This is a genomic window from Arthrobacter sp. 24S4-2 (assembly GCF_005280255.1).
Lineage (GTDB): Bacteria > Actinomycetota > Actinomycetes > Actinomycetales > Micrococcaceae > Arthrobacter.
In genome coordinates, this window is the sequence record NZ_CP040018.1 from 3,126,910 (window position 1) to 3,140,483 (window position 13,574).

14 protein-coding genes and 1 pseudogene are annotated in these 13,574 nt (G+C 63.2%); 7 read left to right on the forward strand and 8 right to left on the reverse strand.

The window, feature by feature from the left end:
• Positions 1-3 precede the first annotated feature (3 nt).
• Positions 4-371, reverse strand: a pseudogene (locus FCN77_RS14450) (VOC family protein).
• Positions 372-496: 125 nt separating this feature from the next.
• On the opposite strand from FCN77_RS14450, the gene FCN77_RS14455 reads away from it, so the two are divergent.
• Positions 497-913 (forward strand): DUF3054 domain-containing protein, encoded by a 417-nt coding sequence (locus FCN77_RS14455; protein WP_137322833.1) that lies wholly within the window; start codon positions 497-499, stop codon positions 911-913.
• Between the two features lie 96 nt (positions 914-1,009).
• Positions 1,010-1,291 (forward strand): Lrp/AsnC family transcriptional regulator, encoded by a 282-nt coding sequence (locus tag FCN77_RS14460; RefSeq protein WP_028269180.1) that lies wholly within the window; start codon positions 1,010-1,012, stop codon positions 1,289-1,291.
• Positions 1,292-1,334: 43 nt separating this feature from the next.
• Here FCN77_RS14460 and trpD read toward each other — a convergent pair whose 3' ends face one another.
• Positions 1,335-2,393: an anthranilate phosphoribosyltransferase gene (trpD, locus tag FCN77_RS14465; protein WP_137322834.1), complete on the reverse strand. Its 1,059-nt coding sequence runs from the start codon at positions 2,391-2,393 to the stop codon at positions 1,335-1,337.
• 208 nt (positions 2,394-2,601) lie between these two features.
• Here trpD and FCN77_RS14470 point away from each other — a divergent pair, with 208 nt between their 5' ends.
• The 4 genes from FCN77_RS14470 (at position 2,602) to FCN77_RS14485 (ending at position 6,883) form a co-directional block, all read left to right on the forward strand.
• Complete coding sequence (locus FCN77_RS14470) at positions 2,602-3,180, forward strand: heme-copper oxidase subunit III (protein ID WP_137324778.1); 579 nt, start codon at positions 2,602-2,604, stop codon at positions 3,178-3,180.
• Positions 3,181-3,267: 87 nt separating this feature from the next.
• Positions 3,268-4,056, forward strand: coding sequence for a c-type cytochrome (locus FCN77_RS14475; protein ID WP_137322835.1), 789 nt, complete (start codon positions 3,268-3,270; stop codon positions 4,054-4,056).
• A gap of 99 nt (positions 4,057-4,155) precedes the next feature.
• A complete protein-coding gene (locus tag FCN77_RS14480; RefSeq protein WP_137322836.1) occupies positions 4,156-5,226 on the forward strand; it encodes a ubiquinol-cytochrome c reductase iron-sulfur subunit in 1,071 nt (356 codons plus the stop codon).
• Complete coding sequence (locus FCN77_RS14485; protein WP_137322837.1) at positions 5,204-6,883, forward strand: cytochrome bc complex cytochrome b subunit; 1,680 nt, start codon at positions 5,204-5,206, stop codon at positions 6,881-6,883. The genes FCN77_RS14480 and FCN77_RS14485 overlap by 23 nt, the downstream gene beginning before the upstream one ends.
• A 102-nt stretch (positions 6,884-6,985) precedes the next feature.
• Here FCN77_RS14485 and FCN77_RS14490 read toward each other — a convergent pair whose 3' ends face one another.
• Positions 6,986-7,780 (reverse strand): GntR family transcriptional regulator, encoded by a 795-nt coding sequence (locus FCN77_RS14490; protein WP_137322838.1) that lies wholly within the window; start codon positions 7,778-7,780, stop codon positions 6,986-6,988.
• 161 nt (positions 7,781-7,941) lie between these two features.
• Here FCN77_RS14490 and FCN77_RS14495 point away from each other — a divergent pair, with 161 nt between their 5' ends.
• Entirely contained in the window at positions 7,942-8,235 is a 294-nt protein-coding gene (locus tag FCN77_RS14495; protein WP_175417266.1) for an HPr family phosphocarrier protein, read from the forward strand.
• 138 nt (positions 8,236-8,373) lie between these two features.
• Here the strand turns inward: FCN77_RS14495 and FCN77_RS14500 are convergent, their stop codons facing one another.
• The 5 genes from FCN77_RS14500 to FCN77_RS14520 all read right to left on the reverse strand — a co-directional run bounded on the left by FCN77_RS14500 (position 8,374) and on the right by FCN77_RS14520 (position 13,545).
• Complete coding sequence (locus tag FCN77_RS14500; protein WP_137322840.1) at positions 8,374-8,775, reverse strand: cytochrome c oxidase subunit 4; 402 nt, start codon at positions 8,773-8,775, stop codon at positions 8,374-8,376.
• Complete coding sequence (gene ctaD / locus FCN77_RS14505; RefSeq protein WP_137322841.1) at positions 8,772-10,499, reverse strand: cytochrome c oxidase subunit I; 1,728 nt, start codon at positions 10,497-10,499, stop codon at positions 8,772-8,774. The genes FCN77_RS14500 and ctaD overlap by 4 nt, the downstream gene beginning before the upstream one ends.
• Before the next feature lie 10 nt (positions 10,500-10,509).
• Positions 10,510-11,382 carry a cytochrome c oxidase subunit II gene (coxB, locus tag FCN77_RS14510; RefSeq protein WP_137322842.1) on the reverse strand — a complete coding sequence of 291 codons (873 nt, stop codon included), beginning with the start codon at positions 11,380-11,382 and terminating at the stop codon, positions 10,510-10,512.
• A 183-nt stretch (positions 11,383-11,565) separates the two neighbouring features.
• Positions 11,566-11,955, reverse strand: a complete 390-nt coding sequence (locus tag FCN77_RS14515) for an iron-sulfur cluster assembly accessory protein (RefSeq protein ID WP_137322843.1) — start codon at positions 11,953-11,955, stop codon at positions 11,566-11,568.
• A gap of 159 nt (positions 11,956-12,114) precedes the next feature.
• Positions 12,115-13,545, reverse strand: coding sequence for a dipeptidase (locus tag FCN77_RS14520; protein ID WP_137322844.1), 1,431 nt, complete (start codon positions 13,543-13,545; stop codon positions 12,115-12,117).
• Between the last annotated feature and the right edge of the window lie 29 nt (positions 13,546-13,574).

The window sequence follows — 13,574 nt, forward strand, 5'->3', positions numbered from 1 at the left end:
CCGCTAACGCGGCAACTGGCTGACCAGGCCCACCGTGTTGCCTTCGCTGTCGCGGATGAAGGCCATCCATTCGTCAGTTCCGGACGGGCCCAGCTCATCACCCGTGTGGCTGAAGATCACCTGCGGCGCGGCCACAATCTCCACCCCCTGTCCCGGAGCTCCTCGACAGATGCCCGGACGTCGGGCACCGAAAGGTAAAGCAACGACGACGGCGCCCCCGCCTCGAGCAGCAGCCGAACGCCGTCGAGGTCGAAGAACAGCAGCCCTGGCGGATCGAAGAGGGCACGCGCCTCGGCCCCAAGCAGTGCGCCATAGAACTCTGCCGCCCGCCGGAGATCGCTGGCATGCTGGGCGATCTGGACCAGTCTCATGCTGCCCTCCGGGGACTACTCGCAGGAACTTGAAATGGGAAAACGGCTCCCCGGTCACAGTGTACGGCCGCCCTCGCCGGCAGTGTCGGCTCGTGCCGGCCAACATCCGGAACTACTGTGGTGGTATGCCTTCCCGCACTACTCCCGCCCCTGCCCGCACCACCGCCAGGAAGACCGTTGCTCTTGCGGCGTTCGCCGACCTGGCCCTGATCCTGCTGTTCGCCGGCATCGGCCGGGACGCCCACCAGCGGGGCGACGTGATTACCGGCGTCTTCCAGACGGGCTGGCCGTTTCTGGCAGGAGCTGCAATTGCCTGGCTCGGCCTCCGCCTCTGGCGGGCGCCGTTGCGTGCCTGGCCGGCGGGCGTCGCTGTATGGCTTGGAGCCGTGTTCTTTGGCATGCTGCTGCGGGCGCTGACCGGGCAGACCGTGGTCCTGCCGTTCGTCATTGTTGCCTTGCTGAGCCTGGGGGTATTCCTCGTCGGCTACCGGCTGATCGTGGCCGGAATCCGGCGCCTGTCCGCACGCCGGCAGCGCGGCTGATCCTCACCCCAAATGCCTGGGCCGATGCACTAGGCTGGCAACAAACAGCAAAGCCTGCCGTTGCAGCAACGGCGCACCCGATCCGAAAGGTCAAGAGTGATCACCGCATTCGTCCTGATCAAGACAGACGCCTCGCGCATTCCCGAAACAGCGGAGGAAATTTCGGCGATTCCGGGTATCAGCGAGGTTTACTCGGTCACCGGGGAATGGGACCTGATTGCCGTCGCACGCGTGGCGAAGCACGACGAACTGGCAGATGTCATTGCGGACAAGCTGTCCAAGGTGCCCGCCGTGGTCCACACCACCACGCACATCGCGTTCCGTGCCTACTCCCAGCACGACCTCGATGCGGCTTTCGCCCTTGGATTCGAGCAGTAGCAGCTTCGGACAGTAGCCCAGGCAGTGGCCGGGCCTGAACGCCCTAGCCCTGGGTAAGGGCCACCCACTTTTCCAGCACGGCGGCGGCAGCGCCGGAATCAATGGAGTGTTCCGCCCGCTTCAGTGCGGCGGCCATGCGCCCGGTCAGCGAACCCTCAGCGTCGACGTCGAACGCGACCAGACCGGCGGCGGCGTTCAGCAGCACTGCGTCCCGTGCCGCTCCGGCTCCCCCGGACAGAACGTCACGGACGACGGCGGCGTTGGCGGCAGCGTCACCGCCGCGAAGCTCCTCCACCGTTGCGGGCCGGATGCCCAGCTCCTGCGGATCGAACGTCTGCTCGGTCACCTCGCCCTGCCGGATCTCCCAAACCGTGGATGGCCCGGTAGTTGTCAGTTCGTCCAGTCCGTCGCTTCCCCTAAAGACCAGTCCGCGGCTTCCGCGCCTGGCCAGGACGCCGGCAACAAGCGGCGCCATCCGCGCGTTGGCCACGCCCACGGCGGACGCCTGCACGCGCGCAGGATTGGTGAGGGGACCGAGGAAATTGAACGCCGTGGGTATTGCAAGTTCCCGGCGCGGCACGGCCGTGTGCCGGAACGACGGATGGAACACCTGGGCAAAGCAGAACGTGATGCCGGCTTCGTCGGCATTCCGCGCGACGCGATCGATGGGAAGATCCAGCCGGACACCGAGTGCCTCCAGCACGTCCGCCGAACCCGAGGACGACGACGACGCCCGGTTGCCGTGCTTGACCACCTTCGCACCCGCTCCGGCGCAGACGAGCGCGGCCATGGTGGAGATGTTCACAGTGTTCAGCTGGTCACCACCCGTGCCCACGATGTCGAGTTTCTCGCCGCCGATGTCGACCGGGTTTGCGTGGGCAAGCATGGCCTCGACCAGGCCGGCAATCTCGTCGACCGTCTCGCCCTTGGCGCGCAGCGCCACCAGGAATCCGGCGATCTGGGCAGGCGTCGCCTCGCCCGACATGATCGTGTCCATCGCCCACTCCGTGTTCCCGGCCGTAAGGTCTGTGCCGCTGATCAGTGCGGAAATGAGCCGCGGCCAGGTGTTGCCGGCGGGCTGTGCTGATGCCTGTGAAGTCACCTCTTGATGCTATCGAGGCACGCACCCCGATGACCAATGTGAACCGGTCCGGGAACTTTTCCGTGCGATTTCGCGTCTTTGTAGAAAAAGTCCCCGCAAAAGGCGGTTTGCATTGGGCAGGAGGAACTTTTACAGACATAATGTCTATGTGACATCTGCGACCCATGCCCCCAGTACCCCGGCGCACCCGACGCTGAACCGCCCGAATATGGTTTCCGTAGGAACCGTTGTGTGGCTGTCCAGTGAGTTGATGTTCTTCGCCGGTCTCTTCGCCATGTACTTCACACTCCGTTCGACTTCCGGACAGATGTGGGCGGAAGAGACAGCAAAGCTCAACTTCCCTTTTGCGCTCGTAAACACGATCGTCCTCGTGGCAAGTTCATTCACTTGCCAGATGGGCGTCTTTGCCGCTGAGCGGCTCCAGCCGCGCCGCACCGGAGGACCGTTTGCGTTCACCCGGTGGGGAATGAACGAATGGTTTACCCTCACCTTCCTGATGGGCTCCTTCTTCGTTGCCGGCCAGGCCACTGAATACGCCATGCTGGTATCGGAGCATGTATCGCTTTCGTCGAACGCTTACGGCTCCGCCTTCTACATGACCACGGGCTTCCACGGCCTGCACGTCATCGGCGGCCTCATTGCCTTCCTCTTCATCATCGGCCGTTCATTTGCCGCCAAGAAGTTCGGCCACTTTGAGGCAACGTCCGCGATTGTCACCTCGTACTACTGGCACTTTGTCGACGTCGTGTGGATCGGCCTCTTCCTGGTCATCTACGTCCTCAGGTAGCCCTGACTTGACTCTTTTTCTACAAGAGGCAGAATTTCAAGAAGCGGCTCCCGGAGCCAACGCACGATCGAATAAAGGAACCACCACGTGAAGGCACTCTCGCAGAAGCGACGTCACCCACTGGCAGCAATAGCGCTGCTGCTGATGGGACTCCTCCTCACTGGTGGGCTGTACGCCGTAGCCACCACCGTCAACCAGGCCAAGGCCTCCACCACCAGCTTCAGTGCAAACGACGCAGAAGAGGGCGGGAAGCTTTTCGCCGCCAACTGCGCCACGTGCCACGGCATGGGTGCGAGCGGGACCCAGGCCGGACCCTCACTCGTGGGTGTCGGTGCTGCCGCCGTTGACTTCCAGGTTGGCACCGGCCGCATGCCCATGCAGATGAACGGGCCGCAGGCTTACAAGAAGCCCGCACAGTTCAACGACGAACAGACCCACCAGCTGGCCGCATATGTCGCCTCGCTCGGGCCTGGCCCGTCCATCCCCGAGGAGCACCTCCTCGACGAACAGGGCGACGCCGCCAAGGGCGGGGAGTTGTTCCGCGTCAACTGCGCCATGTGCCACAATGCTGCTGCCGCCGGTGGAGCGCTGACCCGCGGCAAGTTCGCCCCGGCCCTGGCTGACGTGACGGGCAAGCACATCTACGAGGCAATGGCCACGGGCCCGCAGAACATGCCTGTCTTCAATGACGCGAACGTCTCCCCCGAAGGCAAGCGGGACATCATCACCTTCCTGAAGCAGATCGAAGCCAACGGATCCCCCGGAGGCGCCGACCTCGGTGCACTGGGCCCCGTTTCCGAAGGCCTGTTTGTCTGGATTGCCGGTCTGGGCGTGATCATCGCCTTCACCATCTGGCTGACCTCCCGGTCGTCCTAACCGCGACCGCAACTGTAAGAACTCCTGCTGACGAGTCAGCAGTATGGAATTGAAAACTAACCCGGCGCTGGCCGGGACGAGAGAAGGATGAGGCGAATTATGGGCAACCATAGTGACGGCAGTCCGAACCACTCGGGCACCGTAGCTACGGCTGGTCAGAATGAGGTGGAGAAGTTCCAGGATCCTGGACTTCCTCCGCATCGTTTGCGCCTGGCTGACACGGACCCGAAGGCCGCAAAGCGTGCAGAACGGCAGGTTGCCGTTCTCTTCGGCAGCTCCGTTGTGGGCACCGTGATCTTCCTGGTGGCGTACTTCGCCATCGATCTTGGACCCGACTCCACGATCGCCACCATCCGGCTGCAGAATGCCCTGTTGGGCATCGGCACCGCCTTTGCCATGCTCGGCATCGGCACCGGCATCGTCCACTGGGCCAAGGCCCTTATGCCGGACCACGAGGTTTCGGAAGAGCGCCACGCTATCCGCACCGAGGACGACCGCCAGGCGGCGGTCCGCATCGTTGATGACATCGTGGAGGAAACCGGGATCAAGCGCCGGCCGCTGATCCGCAACACCCTTCTTGGCGCTGTCGCTTTGGCTCCGCTCCCGGCCCTTGCAGTCTTCGGCGACCTTGGTCCCCGGCCGGACAACACACTGGCGCACACCATGTGGGCTCCGCAGGAGGGCAAGCTCAAGCGCCTTACCCGCGACCCCGATGGCACGCCGATCAAGGCTTCGGACGTCACCATCGGCTCAGCTTTCCACGTGATTCCGGAAGGCCTGAACGAACTGCACGAAGGCAAGCTGAACGAAAAGGCCAAGGCCGTCGTCCTGCTCATGCGCCTCAACCCCGAGTCCCTCAAGCCCTCCGCTGGACGCGAGGACTGGAGCTACAACGGCATTGTTGCCTACTCGAAGATCTGCACCCACGTTGGTTGCCCTGTTGCCCTGTACGAGCAGCAGACGCACCACCTGCTGTGCCCGTGCCACCAGTCGACCTTCGACCTGACCCAGGAATGCAAGGTTATCTTTGGCCCGGCCAGCCGGCCCCTCCCCCAGTTGCCTATCGCAGTTGACGCCGAGGGCTACCTGGTCGCGACGAGCGACTTCCATGAACCTGTTGGACCGAGCTACTGGGAGCGTGATGAGCATGAGCGCAACAACAACGCCTAATGCCCCCGTCTTCGTCGCCAAAACTAAAGGCGGCCGCATCACCGACTTCGTCGACCAGCGCGTCGGCGGTTCGGCAATCCTGCGCGAGTTCGGCCGGAAGGTCTTTCCGGACCACTGGTCGTTCATGTTCGGCGAAGTGGCGCTCTACTCCTTCGTCATCCTGCTGATGTCCGGCACTTTCCTGACATTCTTCTTTGATCCGTCCATGGCGGAAACGCACTATGCGGGCTCCTACACGCCACTGAAGAACGTTGAAATGTCAGTCGCGTTCAGCTCATCCCTGAACATCTCCTTTGATGTCCGTGGCGGACTGTTCATGCGCCAGGTCCACCACTGGGCAGCTCTGCTCTTCGTGGCGTCCCTCGGTGTTCACATGCTCCGTGTCTTCTTCACAGGTGCCTTCCGCAAACCCCGCGAAATGAACTGGGTTGTGGGCGGGGTCCTGCTGATCCTCGCCATGGCTGAAGGTTTCACCGGCTACTCCCTCCCCGATGACCTGCTCTCCGGTAACGGTCTGCGCATCATCGACGGCGTCATCAAAGCCATTCCGGTTATAGGAACCTACATCTCGTTCTTCCTGTTCGGAGGGGAATTCCCGGGCACCGCAATTATCGGCCGCCTGTATATGCTCCACATCCTGCTGGTGCCCGCACTGATCCTGCTCATGATCGTCCTTCACCTGTTCATGGTGGTTGTGCACAAGCACACCCAGTACCCTGGCCCGGGACGCAACGACGGCAACGTCGTCGGCTACCCCCTTGGTCCGGTCTACGCGGCCAAGGCCGGCGGCTTCTTCTTCATCGTGTTCGGCGTTGTGGCCCTGATGGCAGCCTTCTTTACGATCAACCCGATCTGGAACTACGGACCTTACGACCCCTCGCCCGTGTCCGCTGGAACCCAGCCGGACTGGTACATCGGGTTTGTGGACGGCGCCTTGCGCCTGATGCCGGGTGTCATCAACGACTTCCACTTCGAATACATCATCTTCGGGCATGTCCTCACACTGAACGTGCTGCTTCCGGCGCTCGTTCCGGCCGGCATCATCTTTACCGTGTTGTTCACCTACCCGTGGATCGAACGTTGGGTTACGAAGGATGACCGCGAGCACCACGTGCTGGACCGTCCGCGCAATGCGCCCACGCGTACTGCTATCGGTGTAGCTGGCTTCACCTGGTACTGCGTTATGTGGGCAGCCGCTGGCTCGGACCTCATTGCAACGCACTTCCACGTTGCACTGAACGACGTCACGTACTGGCTGCGTGCGCTGTTCTTCATCGGCCCGTTCATCGCGTTCGCCGTGACCAAGCGTGTAGCCCTGGCGCTCCAACGCAAGGACCGCGAGATCGCGCTCCACGGCCGCGAAACCGGCCGCATCGTGCGCCTGCCGCACGGTGAGTTCATTGAGGTGCACGCCCCGCTGGACGAGTACAAGCGCTACAAGCTGGTCGGTTTCGAGTCCCAGGTGCCGCAGGCCGCGGTGCCCAACGAGCACGGCATCGTAACCCGCAAGGAAAAGCGCCGCGCGGCTCTATCCCGCTGGTTCTTCGAGGACCGTGTGGCTCCTGCTTCGCCGGCTGAACTGGAGGCTGCTCACGGCCACCATGGCCAGCACGAAGAGATCGAATCGGCAGAGGTCCAGAAGACACTCAGCCACTAATTCGACAGTTGCTGGTACACAGAAGAGGCCCGGTCCACTTGGATCGGGCCTTTTCTGTTGTCTTTCCCTTGTATGCTCCGCAGCAAAGGTACCTCCGGCTGCCTACTGGCTGCGGTAACCGGAGGCGTAGTTCCGCGTGGGCCGGACGCCCGGCCGCTGCAACGGCACCCAGAGCTTGTAGCGGTCCGCGCGGTAGTAGGAGACGGAGTAGTCCACCATAGACCGGGCCACGAAAGCGTGGCGCTGAATCTTCAGCAGGGGCGAGCCCACCTCGACGTTGAGCAGCCGTGCCGTCGACGGTGAGGCAGCCGTGGCTTCGATCATGTCCTCGCCCCACTCCATGACCAGCCCGAAACGTTCGCTCAGGACGTTGTACAGCGATGTTGGAGGTTCCTCATCCAGCAGCCCCGGCACCCGGTGCGCGGGGATGAAGTTTTCATCGACGCTCATGGGTTCGTTGTCCGCCAGGAGGAGGCGCCTGAAGCGCACCAGGGGCGTACCCTCGTCGAGTTGGAGCTCACGGGCCAGAAAAGCGCTGGCGCTGATCTGCTCGAAGCTCAGGACCTTGGCAGCAGGGACCATGCCGCGCCGCTGCATTTCCTCACTGTAGGACGTCAGCTTCACCTGCAGGTCGAGTTTTGGTTTCCGGACGAACGTGCCGAGGCCCACGACGCGCTCGATCACTTCCTCCCCCACCAGCGCATCAATGGCCTGGCGGACGGTCATCCGGGCTAGGCCGAACCGCTCGGCCAGGTCCCGCTCGGACGGCAGCGAGGACCCGGGCGGGCAGGAAGCTGCGATGTATGTCCGCAGGAGTTCCCGCAGTTGGACGTAGATGGGGACGCCGCTGTTGCGGTCGATCTCCCCCACCATCTTGCTCGCGTCAGAGGGCGCCATGGCAACGCTCCGGATCAAAAGTCATGCATTAAGCGTAGGGCACGCAGCGAGCAGGTCTAGACCACCCGCTGCCTGGTTTCTGTGTCCGCTAACAGCGCGGCTACGCTTGGTCAGGAATACAGTCAAGACGGCGGGGGTCCCGTCGGATCAAAGGAGTCCTGTTGCCAGTGCGCAAGGCAATCGTTCAATCACCCATCGGCCTGCACGCGCGGCCGGCCGCTGTCTTTGTCCGCGCTGTTACGGATTTGGGGCTACCCGTCAGGATCGCCAAGGAGGGAATCCTGCCGGTAGACGCCCGGTCCCTGCTGGAAGTCATGACAGCCGATTTCCACTGCGGCTGCGAAGTGGAACTCTCGGTGGCGCCGGAGGCGCTGCCCGCCCATTACAGCCTTGAATCAGCCGAGGCGGCACTGGAAGGCCTGACCCTTCTGCTGGAGTCCGGAGCCGCCGCCTAGGGCCCGCACGGAGTCGGTATCTCCCACTCCCCTGTCCTGGGCAGCCGGAACCCGAGCAGGCACCGAAGATGCAAACAACGACGGCGGGCCCCACCAAATGGTGGGGCCCGCCGTCGTTGTCAGGAAATGTGGCGAAAGCTAGTGTGCGTGGTCGCCGCGGCTGTATTCGTACACCCAGCCGACCAGCGCCACAGCGGCCATGCCGCCGGCGATGAAGACGATCCAGAAACCGACGGCAAGGCCAAGGAACCCGGCTGCACAGGACAGGCCAAGGACCAGCGGCCACCAGCTCCAGGGGCTGAAGTGTCCCTGCTCACCGGCGCCTTCATGGATCTCGGCATCGCTACGGTCCTCGGGGCGCATTCCCACGCGCTTGCCGGTGAATCCCAAGTAGCCGCCGATCATGCCGGCCAGCCCGCCCACGAGCAGGATGCCAAGGGTGCCGACCCATTCATGCCAGTTGGTCAGGAATCCGTAAACCAGGGCGACGGGTACGAAGAAGAAGACTCCGGCTCCAAAAATCCATGATTCGATTTTCACTTGGCAGTGTCCTTCTGGTCGGCGTTGCCGAGCACGGCTGCTGCCGGCGCCGGTGATTCAACGGTGTGCGACTGGGCAAGCTCCGGGTGGTGCAGGTCCAGGGCCGGGCGTTCCGAACGGATGCGCGGCAGGGACGTGAAGTTGTGGCGCGGCGGCGGGCAGGACGTTGCCCACTCCAGCGAAGCACCGAAGCCCCACGGATCGTCCACCTCAACTTTTTCGTTGCTGCGCCAGGTGATGTAGACGTTCCAGAAGAACGGGATCAGCGAGGCGCCGAGGACGAACGAGGAGATGGTGGAGAACTGGTTCATCCAGGTGAAGTTGTCCTGCGGCATGTAGTCTGCGTACCGGCGCGGCATGCCCTCGACGCCCAGCCAGTGCTGGATCAGGAACGTGCCGTGGAAGCCGAGGAACAGGAGCCAGAAGTGGATCTTGCCGAGGCGCTCGTTGAGCATCTTGCCGGTCCATTTCGGCCACCAGAAGTAGAAGCCTGCGAACATCGCGAACACCACGGTGCCGAACACCACGTAGTGGAAGTGGGCCACCACGAAGTAGGAGTCCGAGACGTGGAAGTCCAGCGGCGGGGAGGCCAGGATGATGCCGGTCAGGCCGCCGAACAGGAAGGTCGCCAGGAAGCCGATGCTCCACAGCATGGGTGTTTCAAAGGTGATTGATCCGCGCCACATGGTGCCGATCCAGTTGAAGAACTTCACGCCGGTAGGTACGGCGATCAGCATCGTCATGAAGGAGAAGAACGGCAGCAGGACCGATCCGGTCACGTACATGTGGTGTGCCCACACGGTCACGGACAGTGCGGCGATCGCAATGGTTGCGTACACCAGGCCCTTGTAGCCGAAGATCGGCTTGCGGCTGAAGACCGGGAAGATCTCGGAGACGATGCCGAAGAACGGCAGGGCGATGATGTACACCTCGGGGTGGCCGAAGAACCAGAACAGGTGCTGCCACAGGACGGCGCCGCCGTTCTCGGGATCGAAGATGTGGGCACCAAAGCGGCGGTCCGCACCGAGGGCGAACAGGGCTGCTGCCAGCGGCGGGAAAGCCATCAGGACCAGGATGGCCGTAACCAGCGTGTTCCAGGTGAAGATCGGCATGCGCCACATGGTCATGCCCGGGGCGCGCATGCAGATGATGGTGGTGATGAAGTTGACGGCGCCGAGGATGGTGCCGAAGCCCGAGAGCGCGAGGCCGAAGACCCACAGGTCACCTCCCACGCCGGGGCTGAACGTCGTGTTGGACAGCGGTGCGTAGGCAAACCAGCCGAACGACGCGGCACCCTGCGGGGTGATGAAGCCGGAGACGGCGATGGTGGACCCGAAGAGGAAGAACCAGAAAGCCAGTGCGTTCAGCCGCGGGAAGGCGACGTCCGGCGCACCGATCTGCAGCGGCATGATGACGTTGGCAAAGCCGGCGAACAGCGGCGTAGCGAACATCAGCAGCATGACGGTGCCGTGCATGGTGAACAGCTGGTTGTACTGCTCCTTGGTCTGCAGGATCTGCATGCCGGGCTCGAACAGCTCGGCACGGATCAGCAGCGCCATGACGCCGCCGAAGCAGAAGAACACGAAGGACGCGATCAGGTACATGTACCCGATGGTCTTGTGGTCAGTCGAGGTGATCCAGTTGACGACGATGCGTCCCTTGGATTTGGGTACTACGGGCGCCCCAAGGCTCCCGACAGGTGCGGACTGAGTGTAAGTAGCCACGTCGCTCCCCTTACTTAATTTCGTTCAGGTTCGGGTTACGGTCGTACTCTTCGCCGAGCAGTCCGGAGTTGCCGTCCTGGCGCAGCTGCTCCAAGTGCGACTTGAACTCCGACTCGGAGACAACCTTGACGCGGAACAGCATTTCGGAGTGGTATTCGCCGCAGAGTTCGGCGCACTTGCCGTCATAGGTTCCCTCTTTGGTGGGCGTGAACCTGATGTAGTTCGTCTTGCCGGGAATCATGTCTCGCTTCTGCAGGAAGGCGGGAACCCAGAAAGAGTGGATGACGTCGCGGGAGTTCAGCTCCAGGTCGACGGACTTGTTCACCGGAAGGTACAGGGTGGGCAGCTTTTCCTTGTCCACGTTAGCGCCGGTGAGGTGCGCCTGGACTCCTGCTTCGTGTACGTCGCCGGTGACCACGTCACCCTGCTTGTAGTTGAAGTCCCAGGCCCACTGCTTGCCACGGACGTCAACAACGACGTCGGCAGGCTGGGACCGGTCATCGATCGCCTGCTGGTCGCGGTCGGTGAAGTAGAAGAACACCAGGACCATGAACAGCGGGATGGTCAGGTAAAAGACCTCGAGCGGAAGGTTGAAGCTGGTCTGCCGCGGGAAGCCCACCGTGCCCTTGCGGCGGCGATAGGCGACGATGCACCAGACCAGCAGGCCCCAGGTAATGATGCCCACGACCAGTGCAGCGATCCATGAGTTGACCCAGAGGTCCATGATGCGGTCAGTGTGATTGGTGGTGCCACGCTCGGTGGGCAACCAGCCCTTCTGTACCTCTGGTGAACATCCAGTCAAAGCCAACGCGCCGGCTAGTGCCAAGCCAGTGATCGTAGTGATCTGTTTGCGTCGGCTGCCGGTTCGGTTCTGCGAACTCACAGACGGCCCTTCCTACTTGTTGCTGTTGCCCGGGCCGTAGATGGCTCCCCGGGCACAAAAGTTTTACTACTCGGTGTAGAGCTTACCGCTCCCCGGAGGTTTTCGCCCACATGTCGGCACCGTGCGTCGGCACCGGCTTAAACCGGTGCCGATCGCAAGCTGTCACGGGGGAAAACAGCCAGGCTAGTGGAAAGAATCTCCGCAAGCGCAGGAGCCGCCGGCATTGGGATTGTCGATGGTGAATCCCTGCTTCGAGATGGTGTCCTCAAAGTCGATGCTGGCGCCGCTGAGGTACGGCACGCTCATCTTGTCCACTACAACCTCAACGCCGTCGTAATCGCGGACCGCGTCTCCGTCGAGCAGTCGCTCGTCGAAGTAGAGCTGGTAGATCAGCCCGGAGCAACCGCCCGGCTGGACAGCAACGCGCAGGCGCAGGTCGGTGCGGCCTTCCTGCTCCAGCAGGCTGCGGACCTTGCCGGCCGCGACGTCGGTCAGCTGCACTTCGTGGGTGGCCAGCTCTTCGCTTGCCGTGCCGGTGGCGGCGGTGCTGTTTTCATTGGTTGTAGTGCTCATTGGCCTACCTTCTTACGACGGTGGTGGCGACTTCGCTTGCGCGTTGCCCGCCCCTACGGAAACGGTATGGGCTATAGCTACATGCTACGTCGATCCTGCCTGTAGCTCTAACTCCTGACGTAACCGTGGCCATACCCTGAATGTTCCCCGGGCGCGGTATCAGCCAAGGCCTTCGTGGTTGAGCCGGGCCAGAAGGAGTGCCTCTGCCACCACCGCGTTCCGGAAATCGTCCAGGTGCAGCGACTCGTTGGCACTGTGGGCCCTGGAGTCGGGATCCTCCACGCCGGTCACCAGGATCTGGACGTCCGGATACACCTCCGTGAGGTCAGAGATAAACGGAATCGAACCGCCGATGCCCATCTCCACAGCCGGAACGCCCCATGCCTCGCCAAGTGCCCACATCGCCAGACCGGCGGCAGCGGAACCGGTGTCGGTCAGGAAGGAGTTGCCGCTCTCCCCCGGCGTGAACACTACTTTGGCGCCGAACGGTGCATTGGATTCCACGTGCTTCTTGACGGCCGCCATGGCTTCGGACGGAACCTGCCCCGGCGCCAGCCGCAGGCTGAACTTGGCGCGGGCCCAGGGCAGGAGCGTGTTTGAGGCGACATCCACCGCGGGTGCGTCGAACCCGATGATGGAGAGTGCGGGCTTTGTCCACAGCCGGGAGGCGATGCTGCCGGTGCCCGCCAGCCGCACGCCGTCGAGCACTGACGCGTCGGCGCGGTATTCCGCTTCCGTCAGGTCCACCGTGGCGTCGTCACGGCCAACAAGGCCCTGGACGGCGACGTTGCCGTCGTCGTCGTGGAGCGTGGCGATAAGGCGTGACAGCAGCGTAGAGGCGTCCAGTACTGCCCCGCCGAACATACCCGAGTGGACTGCGTGTTCGAGGACCTGGACTTCGATGGTCCCGTCCACCAGGCCGCGCAGGCTGGTGGTCAGGGCCGGAATGCCGACCTTCCAGTTGCTGGAATCGGCCACCACGATCACGTCGGCCCGAAGCAGTTCCCGGTGGGTTTCCAGGAACGTTCGGAAGGTCGGCGAGCCCGCCTCTTCCTCTCCTTCGAAGAAGAACGTCACTCCGAGGCCCAGCTGGTCCGCCAGTACTTCGCTGACAGCGGCGTAGGCGGCGATGTGCGCCATGATGCCCGCTTTGTCATCCGCCGCACCGCGTCCGTAGAGCCGGCCGTCGCGTTCGACGGCGGTGAACGGCTCGGTTTCCCAGAGCGCAGGATCCCCCGGCGGCTGAACGTCATGGTGGGCGTACAGGAGGATAGTGGGCTTTCCTGCAGCGGCCGTCCGGCGCGCGACGACGGCCGGTCCGCCGGGGGTGCCATCGTCCTTATTGCAGCGCAGGATCCGCACATCCTCGATTCCGGCGGCGCGCACCAGGGCAGCGACAGCCTCGGCGCTGCGGTCCAGCGGGGCGGGATCGAAACTGGGCCAGGCGATGCCCGGGAGCCTGACGAGGTCTTTCAGGTGGCCGACCGTGGTGTCAAAGGATTCATGAACGGCCCGGCGCAGGGCGTCGACGTCGGTTTCGCCGAATCCTGTGCTGGTTTGCTGCGGGGTCCCCGCCGGTGAAGAAGTCATGGCCAAAACCCTACCTGTGTCCGGGACCA